Origin of the sequence: Streptomyces sp. NPDC051136 (assembly GCF_044455745.1) — a bacterium.
GTDB lineage: Bacteria > Actinomycetota > Actinomycetes > Streptomycetales > Streptomycetaceae > Streptomyces.
Genome location: NZ_JBITFE010000004.1, coordinates 292,539 through 313,717, shown reverse-complemented (window position 1 = coordinate 313,717; position 21,179 = coordinate 292,539). Strand labels below are relative to the sequence as shown.

At 70.5% G+C, this 21,179-nt stretch carries 20 protein-coding genes; 4 read left to right on the top strand and 16 right to left on the bottom strand.

Translation table 11 applies throughout. The features are described 5' to 3' along the window. Positions 1 to 29: 29 nt before the first annotated feature. Together ACIBCJ_RS13910 and ACIBCJ_RS13905 are read right to left on the bottom strand one after the other, a co-directional pair. Complete coding sequence (locus ACIBCJ_RS13910) at positions 30 to 746, bottom strand: hypothetical protein (RefSeq protein ID WP_362504436.1); 717 nt, start codon at positions 744 to 746, stop codon at positions 30 to 32. Between the two features lie 2 nt (positions 747 to 748). After that, positions 749 to 1,645, bottom strand: coding sequence for a helix-turn-helix domain-containing protein (locus ACIBCJ_RS13905; RefSeq protein WP_362504439.1), 897 nt, complete (start codon positions 1,643 to 1,645; stop codon positions 749 to 751). A gap of 676 nt (positions 1,646 to 2,321) precedes the next feature. Between ACIBCJ_RS13905 and ACIBCJ_RS13900 the strand changes: the two genes are divergently transcribed. From ACIBCJ_RS13900 to ACIBCJ_RS13885, 4 genes are all read left to right on the top strand, one after another. Beyond that, positions 2,322 to 2,774, top strand: a complete 453-nt coding sequence (locus ACIBCJ_RS13900; RefSeq protein ID WP_362504442.1) for a helix-turn-helix domain-containing protein — start codon at positions 2,322 to 2,324, stop codon at positions 2,772 to 2,774. A gap of 180 nt (positions 2,775 to 2,954) precedes the next feature. Then, entirely contained in the window at positions 2,955 to 3,509 is a 555-nt protein-coding gene (locus tag ACIBCJ_RS13895; protein WP_362504445.1) for a secondary metabolite protein, read from the top strand. Further along, entirely contained in the window at positions 3,506 to 4,705 is a 1,200-nt protein-coding gene (locus ACIBCJ_RS13890) for an MAB_1171c family putative transporter (protein WP_362504448.1), read from the top strand. The genes ACIBCJ_RS13895 and ACIBCJ_RS13890 overlap by 4 nt, the downstream gene beginning before the upstream one ends. Further along, a complete protein-coding gene (locus ACIBCJ_RS13885) occupies positions 4,695 to 5,288 on the top strand; it encodes a hypothetical protein (protein ID WP_362504451.1) in 594 nt (197 codons plus the stop codon). Before ACIBCJ_RS13890 ends, ACIBCJ_RS13885 begins: the two co-directional genes overlap by 11 nt. A 97-nt stretch (positions 5,289 to 5,385) precedes the next feature. Here ACIBCJ_RS13885 and ACIBCJ_RS13880 read toward each other — a convergent pair whose 3' ends face one another. The 14 genes from ACIBCJ_RS13880 to ACIBCJ_RS13815 form a co-directional block, all read right to left on the bottom strand. Then, positions 5,386 to 6,237 carry a phytanoyl-CoA dioxygenase family protein gene (locus tag ACIBCJ_RS13880; RefSeq protein WP_362504454.1) on the bottom strand — a complete coding sequence of 284 codons (852 nt, stop codon included), beginning with the start codon at positions 6,235 to 6,237 and terminating at the stop codon, positions 5,386 to 5,388. Next, positions 6,234 to 8,354, bottom strand: a complete 2,121-nt coding sequence (locus ACIBCJ_RS13875; RefSeq protein WP_362504457.1) for a phosphoketolase — start codon at positions 8,352 to 8,354, stop codon at positions 6,234 to 6,236. Before ACIBCJ_RS13875 ends, ACIBCJ_RS13880 begins: the two co-directional genes overlap by 4 nt. Then, positions 8,344 to 8,997 carry a Sua5/YciO/YrdC/YwlC family protein gene (locus ACIBCJ_RS13870; protein WP_362504460.1) on the bottom strand — a complete coding sequence of 218 codons (654 nt, stop codon included), beginning with the start codon at positions 8,995 to 8,997 and terminating at the stop codon, positions 8,344 to 8,346. The genes ACIBCJ_RS13875 and ACIBCJ_RS13870 overlap by 11 nt, the downstream gene beginning before the upstream one ends. Positions 8,998 to 9,011: 14 nt before the next feature. Beyond that, complete coding sequence (locus ACIBCJ_RS13865) at positions 9,012 to 9,782, bottom strand: phytanoyl-CoA dioxygenase family protein (RefSeq protein ID WP_362337728.1); 771 nt, start codon at positions 9,780 to 9,782, stop codon at positions 9,012 to 9,014. 79 nt (positions 9,783 to 9,861) lie between these two features. Next, positions 9,862 to 10,647: a class I SAM-dependent methyltransferase gene (locus tag ACIBCJ_RS13860; RefSeq protein WP_362504465.1), complete on the bottom strand. Its 786-nt coding sequence runs from the start codon at positions 10,645 to 10,647 to the stop codon at positions 9,862 to 9,864. Beyond that, positions 10,644 to 11,342: an HAD family hydrolase gene (locus tag ACIBCJ_RS13855; RefSeq protein ID WP_362504468.1), complete on the bottom strand. Its 699-nt coding sequence runs from the start codon at positions 11,340 to 11,342 to the stop codon at positions 10,644 to 10,646. The genes ACIBCJ_RS13860 and ACIBCJ_RS13855 overlap by 4 nt, the downstream gene beginning before the upstream one ends. Continuing rightward, positions 11,339 to 11,788, bottom strand: a complete 450-nt coding sequence (locus ACIBCJ_RS13850) for a hypothetical protein (protein WP_362504471.1) — start codon at positions 11,786 to 11,788, stop codon at positions 11,339 to 11,341. The genes ACIBCJ_RS13855 and ACIBCJ_RS13850 overlap by 4 nt, the downstream gene beginning before the upstream one ends. Then, positions 11,788 to 12,840: an enolase C-terminal domain-like protein gene (locus tag ACIBCJ_RS13845; RefSeq protein WP_362504474.1), complete on the bottom strand. Its 1,053-nt coding sequence runs from the start codon at positions 12,838 to 12,840 to the stop codon at positions 11,788 to 11,790. The genes ACIBCJ_RS13850 and ACIBCJ_RS13845 overlap by 1 nt, the downstream gene beginning before the upstream one ends. Then, complete coding sequence (locus ACIBCJ_RS13840) at positions 12,827 to 13,945, bottom strand: hypothetical protein (RefSeq protein ID WP_362504477.1); 1,119 nt, start codon at positions 13,943 to 13,945, stop codon at positions 12,827 to 12,829. The genes ACIBCJ_RS13845 and ACIBCJ_RS13840 overlap by 14 nt, the downstream gene beginning before the upstream one ends. A gap of 99 nt (positions 13,946 to 14,044) precedes the next feature. Next, complete coding sequence (locus tag ACIBCJ_RS13835) at positions 14,045 to 15,220, bottom strand: bifunctional class I SAM-dependent methyltransferase/NUDIX hydrolase (RefSeq protein WP_362504480.1); 1,176 nt, start codon at positions 15,218 to 15,220, stop codon at positions 14,045 to 14,047. A 32-nt stretch (positions 15,221 to 15,252) separates the two neighbouring features. Next, a complete protein-coding gene (locus ACIBCJ_RS13830) occupies positions 15,253 to 16,155 on the bottom strand; it encodes an NUDIX domain-containing protein (protein ID WP_362504483.1) in 903 nt (300 codons plus the stop codon). A 70-nt stretch (positions 16,156 to 16,225) separates the two neighbouring features. After that, entirely contained in the window at positions 16,226 to 17,461 is a 1,236-nt protein-coding gene (locus ACIBCJ_RS13825) for a M15 family metallopeptidase (protein WP_362504486.1), read from the bottom strand. 17 nt (positions 17,462 to 17,478) lie between these two features. Beyond that, complete coding sequence (locus tag ACIBCJ_RS13820; protein WP_362504489.1) at positions 17,479 to 18,957, bottom strand: NUDIX domain-containing protein; 1,479 nt, start codon at positions 18,955 to 18,957, stop codon at positions 17,479 to 17,481. A gap of 94 nt (positions 18,958 to 19,051) precedes the next feature. Then, positions 19,052 to 20,992 (bottom strand): ABC transporter ATP-binding protein, encoded by a 1,941-nt coding sequence (locus ACIBCJ_RS13815; RefSeq protein WP_362504492.1) that lies wholly within the window; start codon positions 20,990 to 20,992, stop codon positions 19,052 to 19,054. Positions 20,993 to 21,179: the final 187 nt, after the last annotated feature.

The window sequence follows — 21,179 nt, the reverse complement described above, 5'->3', positions numbered from 1 at the left end:
GGACGGGATGCACGCGCCGGAGGCGCCGGTCAGGCCAGGGCGGGTTGCTGGGCCTGCTCGGTGTGCTGAGCCTGCAGAGCGGCGGCGAGGTCGAAGCGGCCCGGGTGCGGGTCGGTGCGTGGAGTGATGGCGCGTACCCCGTCGTTGGGGCCGATCCGGCGGCGTCGGCATGGCTCGCCGACCGGGGCCAGGCACCACTCGCATCGCACGCTCAGGGCGTCGGGCAGCCCTTGCGCGACGGCGGCTTCGCGTGCCGCCCGGGCGGGCCGGAACGGTGCGAGGGCGGCTCGGGCGGCGGGCGGTATGCAGGAGCCGATCTGGTCCAGCCGAGCCTGCAGCCTCGGGTTGATGCCCTCCTGGCTGCTGGTGATGGCCCGGGCCTGCGCGGGCTGCGCCATGCCGGTGGCGACGGCGTGGCGGGTGCCGACCAGCTCTGCGGTCCAGGCGGCCTGGTCGTCCGGGTCCGCGGACGGCGTGGGGTCGCAGTGGAGAGCCAGCCGGTTGCGCCGGTAGCTCTCCCAGGGGCGGACCACGTCTGCGGGCTGGATCTGGTACGGCGAGGCGCGGAAGTGCTGGCGGGCGGCGACGCGGGCGTCCCAGCCGTGCGGGGTGGCCATCGGCACGTCGCCGAGCAGCTCGTGCCACTGGGCGAGCTGGTCGCGGGCCTCGTCCTCGTCGGTGCGGATGCTGCGGGGGTCGAGCCGGCCGATGTAGGCCAGCAGGGCGGCGATTTCGCGGCGGTCCATGTTCAGCCCTCCGTTCCGGTCGGCTCGTCCAGGGCGGCGAGAAGGGCGGCGGTGTGCTTCTCGGCCCGCGTCATGCCACCCGGCGCGGCGGTGTTCTGGCCGGGCACGGCGTAGAGGTTCGGGCGGCTGGGGGAGTGCTCCCGGGCTACCCAGGAGCGCCAGTCGGCAGCCCAGGCTTCCGCCGGCCTCGGAGCATGGCCCGCCCGGTGTGCACGCCACTTCGCGTCAGCGGCCTGCAGGCCCTGCTCGCCGAGGCGGTGGAGGTGTCCCTGCTGGCGGGCCCAGGTGTGGGTCGCGGGGTCGACCTGCCACTCGGCAGCCGAGGTGACCGCAGCACCACCACTGCTGTACCTCCGGTTCAAATCAGGTTCACTACGGTTCTGTGTGCCGGTGGCCGGTACATCGCTGTGCCGGTGGCCGGTACGCCGCTGTGCCGGTTTCCGCCTGGACCTGCCGGTTTCCGGTACTGCCGGTTTCCGGCCCCTCGCAGGGGATTCCGGCACCTCACGCAGGCGGATCCCGTACCGCCGCAGCGCCGAGAGCCGGAGCTTCGCAGAGCCGTCGGCCTCGTCCGGCACCTCCGTGTCACCCGCTTCCTCCCGCTGCTCTCGCAGGACCTGTGCGACCGCCTCGGCAGCGAGAGGCAGGCGGTAGACCGTGCTGCGCTGCGGGCCCACCAGGTCGTCGAGCTGTTCCAGCTCGCCGGCCAGGCGCAGACGCTCGATGGCCTCGCGCACCGTGGAGACCGAGGCGTTGGTGCGCTGGGCCAGGCTGGACAGTGAGGCCCAGGAGATGCACTGCTCGTCGGCCACCCGGTCGGCGATCGACAGCAGGACCAGACGCGCGACCCCTCGGCTGGAGCTGTGCTCCCACACCCACTCGCGGGCTTCGCTGCTCATCGGCCGCTCCCGGCAAGCGGGCGGGCGGGGCGGCTCGCGGGGGCCAGGATGGTGCGGTCCGGCTCGGGGCGCTGAGGCGCCGAGGCGGAGCTAGCTGCCGCGCAGGCCGGACGGTAGGGCCTTTTGCGCAGGGCGGAGCGCATGCAAGAATCTCCTTCGGTGTTGCCACGCTGAGACGCCCCGTGGAAGGGATCAGCGTGGTGATGGTGGCGATCTCCGCCCTTGCCGGGGCGGTACAGCCGTTAAGCGTCCGGCGTCCGGGAGTTGCAGCTCTCGGGCGCCGTCGCTGTGTCCAGGGACCTATGAGGCCCGGAAGTAGTGCACGTCATTGCTCCTGTGCTCGTCCATGCGGGCGGTCTGCCCGGCCGGGGACGACGAACATACGCACGGCTCCGCGTCAAGGTCCAGAGTTGGTTCTTAAACCCTGTAGAAGTCGCGTGAGCTGCTGCGACGAGGGCGGAGCGATCATGGGCAGGTCCTAGCGCGTGCGTAGGTCACGAAGGCCGGACAGGGACGCCCCCGCCGGTGTCGCAACACTTCAGTGAAGCTGTGATCGAAAACCTACGCCAGAGTGATCCCGGTCTGTCAACACTGAAGTGAAGCGTCTCGATCTTTGATCCTGGGAACTACACTGCAGTACAGTCCGGAGTCGGCGTCTAGAAGAGAGGAGTCGGTGATGGTGGAGTCCAGCGGACCGGCAGAGGCGCCCGGCGGCGCGGCTGGCGCTCGGCGCTCATTCGCCGACAAGCTCAACCACCTGTTCCAGACCGTGACGAACCCGGAGACCGGCAAGCGCTACACCAACGCCGAGGTCGCCCGGGCGATCTCCGTGTCCGAGAGCGCGATCTCGCAGCTGCGGACCGGCGTGAAACCCAACCCCACCTACACGACAGTGGAACGACTGGCCGGCCACTTCCACGTCAAAGAGCAGTACTTCTTCTCGGACTACGACGCCGAGGAGGCCGAGAAGGTGCGCGCCTCCATGGAGCTGATCGAGGCCGTAGCCGACAGTGACGTGCGCGGCCTTGCGCTTCGAGCCAACGGCCTCTCGGCGGACAGCTTGAGGATGATCACCGATGTGATCAATCAGGCCCGACGGTGGGAAGGGCTCGACAAGCCCGGGCAGTGATGTGACCTCTCTCACTTGCTGGGTGGATTTGGCTGGTATGCCGCACATGGTCCTTCAAGATCGCCTTGGGCAACCATCTGTACCTATGCAAAGCTCCGCTAGAACCACGCGGACTGGTGGATTCCGGTTAGCGCAGGCCGTGTCAGCGCTCATTCGGGGGCTACAGCAAGGATCTCGTCCATGTTCAAGCGGCAATTCACGCGCAGAGAGGCGCAGCTGAGGCGACTGTGTGAGGACCAGTTGCGAGGGATCGATATATCCGATCCCTATGCGGTGGATGAAATATGCCGGCAGCTCGCCATCAAGCGTGGCCGCCCCCTGCACCTCCAAGAATTGCCTGAGACCGGAGGGGCCAACGCTCCCTGTGGAATGGTTCTCTCGTTCGACCACGGGGATTACGTCTTTCACCTCGCGGCCACCAGCGAACGTCATCGTGCGCAAATCGTGCGCCACGAGCTAGCGCATCTGCTGCTCGGACACGCTGGGAACAACGAGGGCGTCATCAAGTCGCTACTGGGAGTCCTCCCTGACGGGGTCGACCCCTCTGCCGTGCTCTCCGCTCTCGGCCGGACGAGCTACGACAGCGAGACCGAGTACGACGCCGAGATGGCCGCCTCCTGCCTGGGAGAACTCTTTCACGATCTTGCCCACTCGGGCCGGGAGCGCGGCCGGTCCGGCGCGGTGGCGCGGCTCGACGACGCCCTGGTCCACCCACGGAGGAACCGCCGCTCATGAGCACATCCACCCTCATCGCCGGCGTCCTCTGGCTGGTGGCGCTGTGGCGACTGCCGTCCCTCCGGCACTCTCGCAAGCAGCGAAGCCTGGCGCTGACCCTGACGGCTCTCGCCGCTGCCATGACGTTCGAGGTTCCGCAGGTCAAAGAGGCAGTCGATGCCGCCGTCGGCACAGACGCCAGACTGTCGCCGCTGCTGAAGCACCTGCTCGGCGTCACCTCGGCGGCATATTTGTTGGACTTCGTCATCGCAGTCGTTCGACCCCAGGGCCTGGCGCGTCGCACACGGCTGGTGGCCGCCGGCGTGACGTTGCCCCTCATGCTCGCCTTCTACGCCTTGGCCAACTGGACGCCGGGAGGGCCGGTCAGGCTCGGAGAGGGCCATGGTGCCCTCTTCCCTGTGCTCTACATGACGGTCTTCACGCTCTACATCGGCATCGCCATGGTCGTAGCGACATGGCTGTTCCTCGGCGGCGTACGCCATAGCCGGACTCTCCTGGGGAAGGCCGGCCTCGGATTTCTAGGCTTGGGAACCCTGCTCGGAAGCGTGTACGCCCTCCAGCGCATCGTTTTCGTGACGGTTCAGCTCGCCTCCGGCACCAGCTATCCAGCCTTGGAGAACCTTCTCTCCACAACGCTCAAGCAATCCACCGTCCTGTCGGTCGCAGTCGGCGTCTGCTTGCCTCCTCTCTCCGTCGCCGTGGAATACGTCGCGGCGTGGAGCACCCTGCGGAAACTGCGTCCCCTCTGGGTGCAGCTCACGGAAGCAGCCCCGTATGTGGTGCTGGCGACCTCCGTAGCCAGGAGGCGTATCCCCTTCCGGTTGGAGCGCTGCGTCATCGAGATCGAGGATGCCTGCCTGGCACTCCGCGAGTACGTGTCAGTCGACGTTTACACCAGGGCCCGGAAGTTCGTCCGCCAGCAGGCGGTCGAGGCGCAACGCTCTGACGAGGTCGCGGAAGCCTGCTGGTTGCGTGCAGCAGTCCAGAGCGCGCGAAATGGGGAGCGTCTGCGGGGAGTTGAATATCCACCCCTCGGCGTCACTGGCCGAGACAGAGCGAGCGAATTGTCGTGGTTGCGCACCGTTGCCCGCGCGTACCTCTCCTCACCAGTCGTTTCCGAATTCGTCCGGCAAGAGCAGTCGTCCATTTCCCACGAGCAGGGCGCTTCGGAAAGGATTTCCTCACATGACAACTGATGTCCGCCCCAGCGAGTCGCGGCTGGCCCGCCACATTACAGACTGGCTTGAGCCGAAGAACTGGATCATCGCTGTCACGCTGCTGGTCGGCTGGCACACCGCACAATGGACAGGTGTTGTCTGGGGAGTGGTCGGCGCCCTCTTCGCGGCCGTCATCCCGATCACCTTCATCAAGTACGGCATTCGCAAAGGCCACTGGGGCGACAGACACGTCGGAGCGAAGCCAGCACGGCTAGTCGTGATGGCCGTCATCCTGCTCTCGGTAGCCACCGGCATCGTCCTGATGCTCGTCGCGGGGGCGCCGCGCACCATGGTTGCCCTCATCGTCTCGATGCTCGTGACGCTCGCGATCCTCACCGCGATCACCTTCGCCTGGAAGATCTCCGTCCACCAGGCCGTGTCCGCAGGTGCCTGCGCGATGCTCGTGCAGACCTATGGCCCGTGGGTGACCGTCGGCTTTCTCTTGGTCATCGTCGTCGGCTGGTCCCGCGTCGAACTGCGTGACCACACACGCAACCAAGTGATCGCAGGCACCATCCTCGGCACCATCGTGGCCGCAGCCGTCTTCCACCTGGCGCGCTGATCCGAGGGAGGGGCGTGGCTGAGGGCGACCGCTACACCTCTCAGACCCGCCGTCCGTTGTTCCAGTGTCACTAAGGCTCCGCCGAAGGCTGCAGAAGTTAAACCGACGTGGACGTCCACCGCCGTGATTCCCACCATGAGCGGATGGAGGCGGCTCCGCTGCCCTTGGCGAGGGATCCGTCCGGGTGGCGGTCGGGCACTCCCAGCAGCTGCTGCTCGATCGGGGTGAGGGTGGGGTCTTTCCGTAGGTCGGTGGCGGGGTCGTCGACGGGGTGGAGCCATCGGTACCCGTATTGCAGCATGAGGGCGATGCGAGGGCGGCCGGAGAAGTTGATGCCTCCGGTGTGCCACGTCCGGTTCTCGAACAGGACTGCGTCGGTTCCGGCAATGTCGGGCGTAACAGCGCCGGGCGGGTCGATGGCGCCGGCGGGGACGACGGGTTCTTCGGTGAGGCTGTGGCTGCCAGGGAGGAACATCGTCAGCCCGCAGTCGGGGGTGACGGGGGTGAGGTAGTGGGCCGCTTTGATGGCCATCCGGGGGGTGTGGGGGAAGCCAAGGTCGGCGGTGACGCCGTACATGTCGCGATGCCAGCCGTGGCGCTCGGGGATGCGGATGGTGCGGGGCTGGCCGCTGGGCAGGGCGATGAGGTGGGCGGAGAGCAGGTGGATGTTGGGGCTGAGGAGCTGGACGACGGTGGGCAGGACGGCCGGGTTGGCGAGGAGCGGGAGGAAGGCGCGGTCGAGGGTGAGGCATCCGCGGAAGCCGTCCTTGCCGTCGCCTCCTCGGTCGCGGCCCTGGGTGATGTTGCTGGCCAGCAGCTTCTCGGCGGCGGTCAGGAGCCGGTCTCGGAGGTCCTGGGTGATTGCGTCGCGGATGACCGCGTATCCGTCGCGGTCGAAGGCGTCGATGGTGCCGGCGTCGGGGGCGGCGGGCGGGAGTGGGGTGCTCATGGGACCGGTGTCTCCTTCGGGGTGTCGGTGAGGGTGGTGGCGAGCGTCCACAGGCCGGTGTCGTCGAGGCCGCAGAGCCGGCGGAGGTGTTCCTGAGAGACGGGGCGGCCCGGGTCGCGGTAGCCGAGGACGGTGAGCCGGGTCCCGGGATGACGGCGGCCGAGGAGGGCGTGGATGTCGGCGGGGTGCCCGCTGGTGGCCAGGACGACCGGCGCCCGGGTGCCGAAGTGGCGGGCGAACGCGTCCGGGGCGAGGGCGAGGGGGCGGGTGCCGTCCTCGGCGAGGGTCGTGAGGTCGTGGACGTGGACGTACCGCAGGCGCAGACCGGGGCGTTCGGCGCGCAGCCGCCGGGCGAGGGTGGTCAGGGCCTCGGCGGGCAGGTCGCCGGCGGAGGCGAGGATCAGGTCGGGCTCGCCGGGGCCGGGATGGGTCACGTGGGGCCAGATCGCGATGCCGTGCCGCAGCTCCTCGTCGATGGTGTCGAGGGGGTGGTGGAGGTGGGTGTGCTTGCCGGCGACGACGATCGTGCACCGGTCGAGCTTGCGCAGGGCGAAGGTGAGGGCGGCGGCGGTGCGCGCGGGGTCGGCGGGGGTGAGGACGTGGAGCGTGGGGTTGCCGCCGGCCAGAAGTGCCGTGGTGAGGCTGGGGTTTTGGTGGGTGAGGGTGTTGTGCCAGCCCAGGCTGGTCAGGAGGTAGACCAGGCTGGGCATCGGGGCGAGGTCTGCGTTCCGGCGTACGGAACGGTGCTTGAGCTGCTGCTGGATGAGACTGAGAGTGATTGGCGCGAACGCCTCGTAGGTGGCGACGAGCGCGGTCCTGCCGGTCTCCGTGTAGCCCTGGGCCCAGGCGTGGCACAGCTCCTCGCTCAGGACTTCCACCGCCCACGGCACCGGTCGCCCCGCGTCGTCGGCGAGGTCGAGGCGGTTGGAGGCCAGCTCGTCGGGACTGAACACGCGGAACGGTGCCTGCTTGGCGCGGTCTCGCAGGACCTCGGGAACCACCTGCGCGAACGGACGCCCGGCGGCGTGGCCGGCGACCTGGGCGGAGGCGGCGACGCAGCCGCGCGGCGCCGGGAGGCCAGCGGGCTCGGGCCGGGGTAGCGGGAGCGCGGGCAGCAGGTGCGGCCGGGGCCGGCCGCCGCGGGTGAGGAGCTGGGCGGGCTGGTAGGAATCCAGCCAGTCGGCGAGCGCGTCGAACTCGGCGGGCACGCTGGCTGGGTCGCGCAGCGGCGTCTTGTGGACCGCCGGGGTGCCGGCGAGGCGGGCGGGCGTGCCGTGGCCCTTGTCCAGGGTGAGCACCAGGACGCTGGAGGGTCCTGGGATGCCCAGGGGCTGGGCGGCTCCGAGGGCTTCGGCCAGCGCCTGGCGGAGCTGGCCGGTGTCGAGGCCGTCGGTGTAGACGGGCTGGTGGCCGAGACCGGTGAAGTAGGCGGTGAGTTCGGCGCGGCTCAGGGTGGACAGCACGCTTGGCCCGCCCATGCGCAGGCCGTTGAGCAGGACGACGGGCAGGACGGTGCCGTGGTCGCCCGTACCGTGCAGCGCGCGGGTGGCGAGCCAGGATGCGGCGGTCGTCCCGGTCTCGCACTCTCCGTCGCCGATCAGGACCACCGACAGCCGGTGGGGCGCGTCGAGGACGGTGCCCTGTCCGATCGCGAGGGCGGGCCCGAGCTGGCCTCCGGTGTGCAGGTGGCCGGGGATCATCGGGGTGATCTCACCGCCGATGTCGGCCCGGGGGAAACCCACGACGAGTTCGCGCAGTCCGGCCTCGCCCTGGGACAGGTCGGGGTGGGCGCGGCCGAGTCGGCCGGTGAGGTAGGCGTGGGCGAGGGCGGAGGGCCCGGCGTGCCCGGCGCCGTGCAGGACCTGCAGGTCGTAGCCGTCGGGGACGGCCGCCTGGAGCGGGCCCAGGGCGGCGAGCATCCGGTTGACGGGCGGGCACACCCCCCAGTGCCCGGCCGGCCGCGTCTTGATGTCGGCCGGGGCCAGGGGCCGGGCCAGGAGCGGGTTGGCGCGCAGGTAGAGCTGGGCGAGGCAGAGGTAGTCGAGCGCGTCGGCGACGGCGGCCACCGACGCGTCGGGCACCAGGCGGTTCGTGCGACGGGCGAGGTCAGCCCACATGCGATCCTCCCGGCTCGTTGAGGGCGGCTTCGACGGCGCGGGTGTGGACGGTGCCTTCCCGCTCCAGGCGGGCCGGGGCGCCCGCGGGGCAGTCGACGATGGTCATGTGCCGGCCTTGCGGGCAGATCCCGCCGTCGACGACCGCGGCGATCCCGGCCTTCGTGGTCCGCTCGAAGGCGGCGACCTGGGCGGCGGTGAGCGCCGGGTGGTCCCGCTCGCTGGCGGCGGGGGTGGAGATGCTGCACACGGCGGCGGCGAGCGGTCCGCCGGCCAGGGCGATGAGGCGGCCCAGGATCCCGTCGGGGCATCCGGCGAGCGCGGGGGAGCCGACCGCTGAGACGGCCTTCGCGTCCGGCTTCCACGGAAGGCGCAGCGCGAGGTCTCCCGGCCACAGGGCGCCGGCCAGCAGGCGGGCGTCGCCGCTCAGGTCGAACAGGTCCTCGGCCGTGACGAAAGAGTCGAGCAGGAGCAGCAGCGGCTTGTCGGTGGGGCGCTGCTTGGCGCGGAAGACCGCGTCCGTGGCGGCCGGGTCGGTGGCGTGGGCACACATCATGTACCAGCGCGGGGTGGGCACGGCGACCACCTGCCCGGCGGCCAGGAGCCGGGCGGCGGTGGGGAGCTGGTCGGGGGTGAGGACGTCCACGGTGCTCCGCCCCTTCACGCGGTGCGGAGGCGGGCGAGGTCGGCGAGCGCCGGGTACTCCAGCCACGGGTTCGACAGGGTGGCCAGGGCGAGGTCGGGGTGCTGGGCGTGTTGGATACGGAAGTACGCCATCACCCTCGGGGTGCTGCTGGTGTTGATGCCGACCCGGTGTGGGACGAGGTGGTGCATCACGATCACGTCGCCGGGCTCGGCGGTGAAGGCGGTGCCGTCCTGGGTGTCGATGTCGTCGGGGGTCTGGGCTGGCTGCCCCAGGGTCCAGTCTGTGGCGAAGTAGCGGGCCATCCGGTGGTGCCCCCCGGGCACGTAGTGCAGAGCGCCGGCGTCCGCGGTGGCGCTGCCGTTCAGGACGACGCCGATGATGAAGCTGAACGTGCGCAGGTCGGACGGTTCCAGGTGGGGGCAGGAGACACCGTCGACGTGCATCCGCTTCACCGGCTGCTCGACGCCGTGCGGTAGCCGGATCTGGATCTGTGCCCGGGTGACCGGGGCGATCCACGAGGGCCGCAGCAGGTCCTCGGCCAGCTCCACCAGGCCACTGTGCTGGTAGAGGGCGAGGAGGTCGGGGTGCTCTTCCAGCTCGGGGGCGAAGCTGCGTTCGGTGTAGGCGGTGAGCCGCGCGGAGTCGTACGCCTCGGTCAGCCAGCCGCCGACGAGGTCACGGGCCCGGGACAGAAGGTTGCCGTGGACCAGGCCACGGCGTATGAGGACGCCGTCGTCGACGAACCGGCGCTGTTCGTCGGTGCTCCATATCTCGGGTCGGGGCATGGTGGATTTCCTTCCGGAAGGACGGGACAGGGGGCCGGGGCGGAAAGAGGACCGCCCCGGCGAAGAAGAGGGGAGCAGGTCAGCCCCGCCGGCCGAGGATGACCTGGAAGGAGGCGTGCTCGGTCAGGCCGCCGTCGGCGGTGTGCTCGTCGAGCAGAGCCCGGGCACGGTGCTCGAAGTCCTCGACCCGCTCGCCGAACAGCGGCCGGGCGGCGAAGGAGGTCGAGTACAGGTAGCCGATCACCATGTCGGTGGTCCACTCCCGCTCGATGGCGATCGTGTGTTCCTCGACCTGGCCGAAGGCGGACTCGGCGAGGATCTCGCGGTACGGCCGGTTGTGCGCCGCGTACGTCTTGCCCGCCCCGGCCCGCCGCTCCTCGCCCAGGTACTCCTGGATCAGGGCTCGCAGGGCGTCGGTCCACGCGGTGCGCGCGGTCCATAGGCTGCCGTCGCCCATGACCGCGACGGTCGCGTCCGGCGCGGTCATGCCCTCAAGACGCGACAGCACCAGGCCCTGGTCCATCCAGTGGAACGCGCGGCAGACCGTGACCAGGTCGGCCCGGTAGGAGGCGGGCGGGGTGAAGTCCTCGGCCGGGGAGTTGTGCAGGCGGACGGTGACCGGCAGCCCGGCGAGCGCCTTGTCGGCCTCGGCGAGCATCCCCGCGTCCTGCTCGACGACGTCGATCTCCGTCATCGTCTCGGCCAGGGCGAGGGGGACCTGCCCGGTCCCGGATCCGAGGTCGAGCAGGACCCGGTGCTCCTGGTCGGCCACCCGCCGGGCGAGTAGCTCGACGGCCTCCTTCGGGATGCCGGGCCGGTAGGTGGCGTAGAACGGGGCGGTGGTGTCGAACTCGCTCTTGCTCACGAGGTGGTGCTCCTGATCGTGTGGGTTGACGGGAGGAGGGTCCGCTCGATGTGCCGGACGGCGCGGGCGAGGCCCGTTACGACCGCGACCCGGCCGGGGTGCTTGGCCAGCAGCCGGAGGGCTTCGGCCGACGGCGGGCGCGGGGTGATCCACAGAGCCTGGGCTCCGGCGGCGAGGGCGCCGCGCACGTCGTAGTCGAGGCTGTCGCCGACGTGCAGCACCTCCGCGGGATCCCGGTCGTGCAGCCGGGAGACAGTCTCCACGGCGCGCGGGTCCGGTTTGGCGAACCCGATCCGCCAGGAAGGGTGATGGGCCCGCAGGTGGGGGGCGAGAAGGGCGGCGACGTCGGTCTCCCGCTCGTCCCAGTGGCTCACGTTCGACAGGGTGACCACCGGCACGACCCGGGCGATCCGCGCCACCGCCTCCACCGCGCCGGGCCACAGGGCGAAGGCGGGCGGACGGTGGTCGTGGGGGAAGGCGGACGGCGCGATGTCCAGGGCGGCACACACCGTCTGCGGCCCCGTCGTGTCGGTACTCGGGTCCAGGGCGTGCAGGATCCGCTGGGCGACCCGCTTCGCCTCCCGGGCCGGGCGCGGGGACAGCTCCACCAGGCGTTGCGTCAGCGTCGTCCCGGACGGCTCGCCCAGGGTGTACCCGACATCGAGGCTCACCAGCCGCACCGGCGCCGCGTTCACGAACGGCCTCCCAGAGTCGTGATGATCATGGCGATCCGCTCGGTGCGCACGGATGCGGAGCCGGCCTCGCCGAGGAAGGTCAGCAGGTGCCGGGCCTCGGCCGGCGACCAGCCACCGGTGTCGACGCCGGCTTCGGCAGCCGCCTGGGCGAGGTCGTCGGGGATCGCCGGCGGGCGGGCACCGTGCGGAATCAGCAGCGTGCCGCTCCACTCCTCGCCGGCTCGCTCCTGCGGCAGGACCGGGGCGAGGGGAGAAAGAACGGTGACGTCGTCGAACGTGAGGATCCGCACCGCGACTTCGGGCAGGTGCGCCGGCTGTTCGAGGCGCAGGGTCGTGGACAGGAAGGTATCGCGCCCGCTCAGCCGCTCGTCCACGACGAGCAGCGTCTTCCCTTCGCGCTGCCGCAGGTGGCCGTGGACCGCCAGTTCACCGGTGTGCCTGGGCATTACCGGCGCACCTCCATCCCGAGGCCGGGCCGGTCGGGGAGAACGACGTGCCCGCCGTCGGGCCGGAGCGTGCCGCGCAGCGCCCGCTGCCGCCTCGGCTCCCACACCACCTGGTACTCCACCGCCCCCGCCGCGTCGGGGAAGGCGGCGGCCAGGTGCACGGCGGGCAGGAACGCCCGGCCGTGCAGGTGGACCGGCACCCTCGCGTCGTGGGCGGCGCCCAGCCAGCCTCGCGCTTCGGTGATTCCGCCGCACCACACCGCGTCGAACGTGAACGCTTCCGGCCGGCAGTCCTCCAGCAACCCTCTGGCGTCCTCCAGGTGGGACAGCCGCTCGCCGAACGCGACCCGAAGGCCCTCCGACCGGCTGCGCAACCGGGTGTACGCGGCCCGGTCAGTCCGCGCGAGCGGGTCCTCCACCCAGCGCACCATCTCCGAGTCGAGGAGCGGTGCGACCTCCATGGTCCGCAGGTGTCCCCACGTGCCCAGAGCGTCCACCGCCACCCTGTGCTCCGCCCACGCTGCCGCGCGTCTGGCCAGCAACACCATCTCCGCGGCTTCTGCGCCGCCACGTAAAGCCCACTTGGTGAAGGCGAACCCCTCGCCAGCGGTCGCCTTGACGGAGTCGGCGGTCGAGGCAGCAGCCAGGTCCAGGGAGAGCCAGGAGGCGTAGACCGGCACCCGCCGCGCGGGATGGTTGCTGAGCAGAGCCGCGACAGGGAGGTCGGCGAGGCGGCCGTGCAGGTCCCAGACCGCGCAGTCCAGCACCCCGACCGCCCAGCGCCCGAGCCCTTCTGCATGCGGGCCGAGTTCGGCCAGGAGCCTGCGCAGCAGTCCCGTGTGGTCGGCCACGTGGTGCCGCAGCGCGCTCTGGCCGAGCCGGGTGGCGACGAGCGCGGCGGGCAGCTCGTCGACCGGGGCAAACACCCCGCTCTCCCCGCCGGCCTCGACCACTACCGCGTACCGACTGTCGCCCGTCTTCCACGGACCGGCCACGCTCTCGTCGAGGCGCTCGACCCGCACCCGGTCGATGACCGCGTCAGCGGGGTCCATCGACGAGGTCCTCTCCGGCGAAGGTGAAATACCACAGCGGCCGGTAGCACTCCCAGCCCACCGGCCGCAGCCCGGTCGCTGCCATGGCCCGCTCGATCACCGTGCGCGCCTGCAGGTAGTACTCCAGGCTCTCCGCGCCCGGCGTCCGCATCCCTTGCATGATCACCGTGTGTGCTTGGAAGACCTGGAAGTTCGGGAACGCGGTGACCTCGTCCGCAAGCTCGTTCACCCCGCGCGCGAGATCGTCCATCGGGTCCAGGCCGACGATGTACGTGTACGAGGTGTCCAGCCCTGCCTTACGCGCCCGTGCCAGCAGGCCCGGCATCTTGTCTGGCCGGAGGTCGGCCTTGGTCGCCTTCATCAGGGCCTCGCGACGGGTGAAGTGCTCGGTCGTCAGCCTGAGCACGAACGGCGATACCTTCGATGCGATGGCCTCGAACGCCTCGTCACTGCGCAGCACGGAGGTGAGGAAGCCGATCCGAGCCGTGACGCCGGCCCGCTCCAGGGCGGGACGTAGAGCGGTCAGGTGCGCGACTGCGGCGCCTTCGCGCTCGAAGCAGCCGGTGGAGACGGTGACCTCCTCCAATTCGGCCAGATTGCGGCGGGGGTGCTGCTCGCTGAGGGCCCGCAGGAGTGCATCGAGCCCCTGGTCCTCCTGGATCCTCGGATCGGCGGCGGCCTCAAGGGTGTTCGGGCACCAGCCGCACCCGACACACCGGCTCCGGGCATTGGGGTTAAGGGTCGCGGCCCGGCCACCGTTGCGGAAGTAGCCTCCAACTGCCTCGTCGGCGTCGATGCGCTCGACGTGCGCGACCACCGCGCCGTTCAGCGATAAGTCGCCGCCACGCAGCCGGAACGGGCTGGCGGGCTGGTTCAGCGGGACGATGATCTGCCAGGCAGTGTCGGGGCGGCGTACGAGGCGGAGGTTGACCCGGGCCCGGTGACGGTCGTGGTCAGAAGTGATCCCGTACAGGTTGACGGCGATCAGCAGCACGTCCTCGACAGGGACTCCGTGGCGAAGAGCGACCTGCTGCAGATCGTGCAGTCGGTCGGTACCGACGGCGCCGTCTGAGGTTATGGACCGGCGCATGGAGAGGTGCGGCATCAAGAACTCCAGCTTGGTGTTGAGCGGTGTGTGCTGCTACCGGGGGTTCGACACGTACGTCGTGTCGCGGGAGGGCATCGGAGGCGGCAGTCAGCGCGCCTACTTGGCTGAGGCGAAGGCAGTGAAGTGCGCCGGCGGGTGGTCGACGGGCAGGTCGGGCCGCCAGGACGTGAGGATCTGGGCGCTGCATACGAACAGGCCGTTGGGGAGCTGGTCGAGGGGGTACCACGCCCAGTCGCCGACGCTCTCGTCCGGCTGTATCAGTGGCTGCCCTTGCCAGGCGTGGACGAGCGCGCCGACGGTGACCCGCAGGACCCCCTCGACGTGATCGACAAGCGTGCCCAGCAACTCCACGTCGCCGGTCCGAGCGACCAGGCCGGTCTCCTCGGCGAGTTCTCGGACGACCGCCTCCTCGAAGGATTCTCCGGTGGCCTCAACGCTGCCGCCGGGTAGTTCGAGGGTGCCGCGGCGATGTCGGCCCAGCAGGATGCCCTGCTCGCTGAGCAGGATCGCTCCGACGCCGACTGCCGCGTGGGCGGCCGGGGCTCGGGTGCTGCGTGGTCGGCTGGAGACGCGCGTCGGCCGGTCGGGAAGACGCCGGGCGCGGATGAGCTGCTGGACTACCTTGGCGTTCTCGTCAGGGTGCGGGAACAGGTCGATGGCTTCGACGCGAAAGCCGTACTCGGTGAGCAGGTCCTCCCACAGCTGCGGTGCCAGGACCCACATCTGCGTCGGCAACGGCGGGTCGTCGCGCAGCAGGATCATCTCCTCGCGCGGCGCCACGGCCGTGGACGGACCGTGGCCGTGCAGATCGGTGTGCAGGAGCGAAAGAATCAGCGGGGCATCGGGACGCAGACCATCGCGCAGCGCAGGCAGCGAGCGGTGCGGGTCGATGAAGGCGAGCGTCCCGATCGCGTACGCGGCGTCGAACGGCTCGGCTCCGCCCAGGTACTCGGCCACGTCTGCCCGGATGAACTCCACGCCGTCCACGCCCGCGTGGGTGGAGACGGCGCGCTCGTGCTGGGTCGGGGACAGCTCGATGCCGGTGACGTGCGCTCCGTGTGCCTGTGCGAGGTGGACGGCGTGGTGGCCGGCCCCGGAGCCGATGTCCAGGACGCGGCGGCCGGTGACGTCGCCGAGGACTTCTGCTCCCGGCCCGATGCCTTCCCAGGGTGTCCAGCCGAGCCGTTCGGGGACGGGCGGGGTGTAGGCGCGGGCGAGTTGGCGCTGGCCGTAGATCTGCCAGGCCCGGGTGTTGGTGTCCTCGGCGGGCACGGTTGCCTCCTGGTGGGCGGGTGTTCTGGGGGTCAGGTGTGTGTGATCAGGTAGGCGGGGCCCTCGCCGCGTCGGGCTCGTTCGATGGCGTCGAGGCGCGTGAAGGCGCGCGGGGCCATCAGCTCCTGCCAGGTCGCGAGGTCGTGGACGGCCCACATGTCGTGTTCAGCGGGGTCGAGGCGGATCCGGTCGAGCTGGTCGGCGGTCAGCCGGCCTCCGTCGAAGATGAGCCCCACCTTGTTCAGCGGCTGGCGCGGTCCAGCGTGGAGGAAGTGCGTCAGGAGCAGGGTCGGCGTGTTGAGGGCGAGCTCCAGGCCGGTCTCCTCGACCGTCTCCCGCCGGGCGGTCTGCAGCGGGTCCTCGCCCGGGGCATCCAGGTTGCCGCCGGGGAATTGCCAGAGTCTCGAGCCGTAGACCGAACGGAGCTGGACCGGACGGTCGTGTTCGTCGCGGATGTATAGGCAGCCGTACACCGTGTGGTGGGGGACGTTCTGCGCGTACTCCTCGGCTGGCATCGGCAGGGGGCGGCCGGGCCGGGCAGGACGGTGGTCGAAGGCGAGGGCGAGAACGCCGAGGGCTTCCTTGGCCGGCGGGTAGATGCCGCGGAGGTCGGCGAGCAGCTGATCGGGTGACCCGTCCGGGTTGATACGTGAGGTGTCCTCCGAGCGGAGCAGGTCGTCGAAGGAGGGGTACGGGGTGATCCGCTGAGCGATGACGTCGAGTTCCCGCCCGGTGTCCCGGTCGTGGAAGACGAGCGTGTCGCCCACGGCGACGGCGCGCCTGCTCGGGGTGGCCACCCTCACTTCGATCGTCTTGCGCCCTGCTTCCACCTGCCGGTAGTACCGGCCGAGCAGGTGCATGTGGTGCTCGGGCGGTTCGTCGCCGGCCGCCGGGCTCGGGATGGCTGGGATCGCTTGCTGGGTGTCGTCAGGCATACGTGCCTCCGTTCGATGCTTTCCGCCCGTCGCGGCCGTGTGGCCCGACGCGGACGCGTCCGTCGGCGTGCTACGGCAGTTCGACCGGTCCGTAGCGTGCGTGCGGCTCCTGCCGCATCAGGGCGTCGTACCGGTCTGCTGCCGAGAAGTGCCAGAACTCGGTCCCGTAGTTCGTGAATCCCGCGCCTTCCATGGCGTTGAGCAGCAGGGTGCGGTGGTGGCGCGCGTGTTCGCTGAGGTTCGGGGCGTGTGTGAAGCAGGTCCCGTCGCTCTCCTCGGGGGAGGCGTTGACGCGGGTGCCGAGGTCGAGTTCGTGGCCGTCCTGGTCGATGAGGGTCACGTCCACGGCCGCGCCAGCGGAGTGCGGCGCGATCTCTGGCGGTGACACGTACCGGCTGGCGGCCTGGTGCAGCTGCTCGGGTGTCCAGTCAGGGTGGGCGGCGGCCAGCTCGTCGCGGTACTCGGTGAAGTAGCGTTGCTGGAGGGCCGGCGGCCGGTAGCCCTCGATGAACAGCAGGTCGGTGCCGGCGGGCAGGAGCGAGCGGGCATGCTTCAACCGGGCCAGGACGCCTTCACGGACGTGGGCGAACGCCCCCAGTGGGTCGTGCTTGCGGGGGTCGACGCGAAGGTTGTGGTCCCGCACGTCGACGAGTGGCTCTCCGCACTCGCGCACGGGGATCGCCGCGACCTGCGGATCGGACATCAACACCGGAGGAATCATCGAGTCTCCCTGTGACGGATTGCGCTGAGGTGGCGAGGCGGGGGCGGCAGCGGTCAGATCGGTCTCGCGCACGATCCGGGCGACGGTGTCCCGCAGCGTGCTGTCGGCCGGGATCACGGTTTCCAGACCGCCGGGCAGCAGGTCCAGCTCGCGGTACCAGGAGGTGAGGTGGGCGTCGGTGACGTGCGCCAGGTAGGCGGCATCCGCCTTTGACGCGTGCCGTACCAACGTCGTTTCCAGCGGAACGTCCAGGTAGTAGCACCTGGAGACGCCGCGGTGGTCCCGTACCAGAGACGTGATCATGTGGCCGTAGCGGTCGGCATGCAGGATCCCTTCGAGGACGACGTGGAAGCCGGCGTCGAGGGCTGCGCGGGCGATCGTGCCCAGCAGGGCGATGTTGGCGCCGCGCGCGGTGTCGTGTTCCCTGAGCACGTTCCGGCGGATCACGTCCTGGCCCACGATCGCGATACCGCGGCCGTAGTGATCTCGCAGGCCCTGGGCCACGCTCGACTTGCCGGACGCCGAGTTGCCGCGGATTACTACGAGGCGGGTGTCTGGACGCCCGGTCGCTGTCGCAGTGGGCACGCGACTGGATGCGCTGGTCATTCGGGCCAGCCCGTCTCGCTGTACAGCTCGCCGTTCTGGATCTTCTCGATGGCCAGTCGGGTGTAGGGGACGAGGTCGTCGGGAAGGGCGGCGGGATCCCAGAATTTCCACTGGGTGCACTTGTCCGGCTCGCGCAGCACCGGCTCGCCGCTCCAGGTACGGGCGCGGAAGAACAGGCCCATGCGGGGCGGGTTCCTGGGCTGACCGATGTGGTGGACGACGTGGACGAGTTCGACGTCCTGGCGCTCGATGTGCAACCCGGCTTCCTCCATCGCCTCCCTGATCAGGCAGTCGATGGCGTTCTCCTGCTCGCAGTGGCCGGCCAGGACGTGCCAGGTGGACGGCGCGAACGCGGAGTCGGGGTGGCGCAGCCCGAGCAGCACCGTCCCGTCCGGGCGTTCCAGGTAGAGGTGGACGCCGATGATGTGGGGGACCGTGCCGTGCGGTGACACCAGACGCTGTTCCTCGGGCTCGGCCTCGGGTCCGCTCCGCATCGGCGGGAGGCCGGCGGCGTGGCGCCGTACGAGGTCGCTGGTCGTGTCCGCGATGCGCAGGCGGTGGAGGTCGTCGGGGGCGAACCAGGCGAGCATGACTCCTTCGGTCAGGTGGAGTTCGCGCGGGTCGCCGTTCCAGCGGCCGGCGTAGATGGCGATGGGTACGGTCGTGCCGTCGTCGTGGGAGGCGTACTCGGTGGCGAACGGGGACAGGCCGGCGAGATCGAGGCCGGCTTCCTCAGCCAGTTCACGCCGCACGGTGTGTTCCAGGGTGGCGTCCTGGGGCTCTCGGCCGCCCCCGAGCAGGGACCACATGCCCGGCTCCCAGATCTGTCCGGGGAAGTAGTCGCGGAGATGGAGCAGGTACTCGCCGCGGTCGTTGTAGATCAGGGCGGAGGCGTTGGCCGTCTCGGGTTCGACCTGGAGCGGCAGTTTGAGCAGCTTCTCGCGCAGTGTCGGGGATGTTACCCGGTCCACGGGACGCCACTCGATGCCGCCGACCTCCTCTTCCTGCAGCACGACCGGTACCTCGGTCGTCCGCAGGCGGAAGAGGAACCGGAGGTCGAAGTGCTGGTGTGCGGGCTCCCCCTTGCCCGGATGGGCGTCGATGTCGTGGATGTCGATGTCCAGCGGCACGGTCTCGTAGCCCGGCCACGGCGTGACGGCCCGAGCCGGGATCCCGGTCTCCTCGTGCAGCTCGCGGAGTGCCGCCGCTGCCAGGGAGTCGTCGGTGGGCTCAGTGTGTCCGCCGGGGACGAGGACCTTCCCGCTGGCCAGGTGCAGCACGTGCAGGATGCGGCCGAGCTGGTCGACGACGATCGCGCCGCAGGTGACGTGCCCGGTGAAGGTCGAGCGGCTGGCGATGTCCTCGCCAGGCCGGTCGAGGGCGTCCAGGAGGACGCTGAGCTGCTCGCGCTCGTGAGGGTGACGGGCGAGGTAGGTATCGACGGTGGTGCAGATGTGGTGGTGCGACAACGACATGGGGACTACCTCGTAGGGACGTGGGGCGGAGGGAGCATCGGGAACGGGCTGGTGTCTCTGTCCGGCGGACCGGTGGCCCGGCACGGCCCGGTGATCAGGGGACGTCGCCGCTCATCCGGCGCTGCAGATCCCACAAGGTCCGGAACAGCCCTGGTCGCTGCGTGAGTTGGGCATAGGTGCCTTCCTGGACGATCTGCCCTTGGTCCAGGACTACGATCCGGTCGGCGACGGCCACGTTGGTGAGGCGGTGGGTGATCAGCAGGATGGCGCGGTCCTTGGCCAGTTCGCGCAGGCCGGCGAAGATCCGGTGCTCGGCGCGGGCGTCGAGGGCGGCCGTGGGTTCGTCCATCACCAGCAGCGCTGCCTGCCGATGGAACGCGCGGGTGAGGACCAGGCGCTGCCACTGCCCGCCGGAGAGCTGCTGCCCTCCGAACCACTCGCTGGTCAGTAGGGTGTTCAGACCCGAGCGGAGCTTGGGAAGCATCTCCGCGGCGCCGGACGCCTCGCACGCGGCGAGCAGGGCGGCGTCGCTGGTGTCGCCCTGCCCGAAGGTGATGTTGTCGCGCATCGTCAGTGGCAGGTAGGTGAACTTCTGCGGCACCAGCGCGACGTGCTCCCACGCCCCCCACGGGTCCAGGTCCGCGGTGGAGGCATGGTCCCAGGCCACGTCGCCCTCGGTGGGCAGTAGCAACCCGCACAGCAGGCGTGAGAGGGTCGTCTTGCCGGAGCCGTTCTCCCCGACCAGCGCCACGATCTCGCCGCGCTTCACGTGGAGGGAGACGTTGCTCAAACTGTTCTTGGGGGCGCCGTCGTAGCGGTAGGTGACGTCACGGACCTCAAAGCGCTCCGGTGCCGCGGGGAGCGACGCGGTGCCGCGTGAGTCGATCATGGCCTGGCCGTGAGCGTTGTCGAGGAAGTTCTGCCAGTCCTGTACGTACCAGCCGGTGCGTACCAGGCGGGCCCCGCCGTTGATGATGCCGCGCACTGAGCCGGTGGCGGTCTGAAGGGCGAAGACGGCGCCGCCGCCGGCCGCCAGGCTCATCCGCCCGGAGGCCAGGAGCCACAACAGTGCCGCCCACACCGCGGCCGAGGCGATCCCGCCGGCCACGGCTCCGGCCAGCCCCATCCACGCACCGGTGTTCGCGGCCTTGCGCTCGGCGGCGTTGACCGAGGCGGCCAGCCGCCGGTACCGCCCGATCAGGAAGGGACCGGCGAGGCAGGCACGCATCTCCTCGCTGGACTCCTGATAGGCCATGTGCCAGCGAAGCTTGCCCAGCATCCGGCGCCGCCCGGAGGTCTCCAGCCCGGCGAGGTAGAGCACCCGTGCGGAGCGCACGTACGCGGCGGCCTGCGGCAGACAGGCGAGGAAGAGCAGGGGGAGGAGCAGGGGGTGCAGGACGGTCAGGACGGTGGCGCCGGCCGCCAGCGTGGCGGTGGCCGCCAGCACGTCCTGCGCTTCTTCGACGAGGTCGGGGGTGACCTGGGCGCCGCGGTCGGCGATGTCGTAGGCGTCGTTGTAGCCCGGCTTGTTGTTGGCGGCCAGTTCCGCACCGAGCGCGGCCTCGATCATCGTCAGCTCCGCCGCCCGGCCGAGCACCGGACGCAGACGCCCGGTGAGCCAGACGACGGCGATGCCCATCAGCGCGCGCAGGCCGGCGGCGGCGGCGATCACGGCAAGCTGCGGGGCGGCGTCCCACAGCCGCTCGGTGATGTCGCCCGAGGAGACCAGCGCGGTGATCGTGCCCGTGACGGCCAGGAGGCCGAGGGCCGCGAGGACGCCCGTCCCGATCTGGCAGATCAACAGGCCGACGGTCGCGCCGCGGTCCACGCGCCAGGCCATCCGCACCGAGCGCCGCACCAGCGAGGGCAGGCGCCGCGCCATGGTGCGGGAGGTCAGCAGGGAGCCGGCCTGGAGCCTGGACTCGTCGCGGTAGAGGTATTCCTCTTCTCGAACACCGGCGTCCTGATGTTCGCTGGCGGGCGCGGTCCCCTTGGGTGGTTGTGGCGGCTGGTCCTGTGTAATGGCCGAGGTCATCGTTCCCCCTGGGACGGTCGCTGCGGCAAGGTCGTGAGGTCTAACGACACGGTTGCGATATCGAACACACGTCATTCGGTCGTGCTGGAAAGCCCGTGATTCCCTGCGTCCGTGGAACCTGCAGGCGTCCTGTCCCTGGTCTGGCTTGGAGCGGCTGCGGGCAGGAAATGGCCGAAACGCCGACACC

Bases quoted from the DNA above. Each gene is read 5' to 3' on its own strand.
- ACIBCJ_RS13900 (WP_362504442.1), top strand. From the start codon at position 2,322: ATGGTGGAGTCCAGCGGACCGGCAGAGGCGCCCGGCGGCGCGGCTGGC.
- ACIBCJ_RS13850 (WP_362504471.1), bottom strand. From the start codon at position 11,788: ATGCCCAGGCACACCGGTGAACTGGCGGTCCACGGCCACCTGCGGCAG.
- ACIBCJ_RS13815 (WP_362504492.1), bottom strand. From the start codon at position 20,992: ATGACCTCGGCCATTACACAGGACCAGCCGCCACAACCACCCAAGGGG.
- ACIBCJ_RS13820 (WP_362504489.1), bottom strand. From the start codon at position 18,957: ATGTCGTTGTCGCACCACCACATCTGCACCACCGTCGATACCTACCTC.
- ACIBCJ_RS13840 (WP_362504477.1), bottom strand. From the start codon at position 13,945: ATGCCGCACCTCTCCATGCGCCGGTCCATAACCTCAGACGGCGCCGTC.
- ACIBCJ_RS13875 (WP_362504457.1), bottom strand. From the start codon at position 8,354: ATGTGGGCTGACCTCGCCCGTCGCACGAACCGCCTGGTGCCCGACGCG.
- ACIBCJ_RS13865 (WP_362337728.1), bottom strand. From the start codon at position 9,782: ATGCCCCGACCCGAGATATGGAGCACCGACGAACAGCGCCGGTTCGTC.
- ACIBCJ_RS13905 (WP_362504439.1), bottom strand. From the start codon at position 1,645: ATGAGCAGCGAAGCCCGCGAGTGGGTGTGGGAGCACAGCTCCAGCCGA.
- ACIBCJ_RS13910 (WP_362504436.1), bottom strand. From the start codon at position 746: ATGGACCGCCGCGAAATCGCCGCCCTGCTGGCCTACATCGGCCGGCTC.
- ACIBCJ_RS13885 (WP_362504451.1), top strand. From the start codon at position 4,695: ATGACAACTGATGTCCGCCCCAGCGAGTCGCGGCTGGCCCGCCACATT.
- ACIBCJ_RS13890 (WP_362504448.1), top strand. From the start codon at position 3,506: ATGAGCACATCCACCCTCATCGCCGGCGTCCTCTGGCTGGTGGCGCTG.
- ACIBCJ_RS13830 (WP_362504483.1), bottom strand. From the start codon at position 16,155: ATGCCTGACGACACCCAGCAAGCGATCCCAGCCATCCCGAGCCCGGCG.
- ACIBCJ_RS13880 (WP_362504454.1), bottom strand. From the start codon at position 6,237: ATGAGCACCCCACTCCCGCCCGCCGCCCCCGACGCCGGCACCATCGAC.
- ACIBCJ_RS13895 (WP_362504445.1), top strand. From the start codon at position 2,955: ATGTTCAAGCGGCAATTCACGCGCAGAGAGGCGCAGCTGAGGCGACTG.
- ACIBCJ_RS13845 (WP_362504474.1), bottom strand. From the start codon at position 12,840: ATGGACCCCGCTGACGCGGTCATCGACCGGGTGCGGGTCGAGCGCCTC.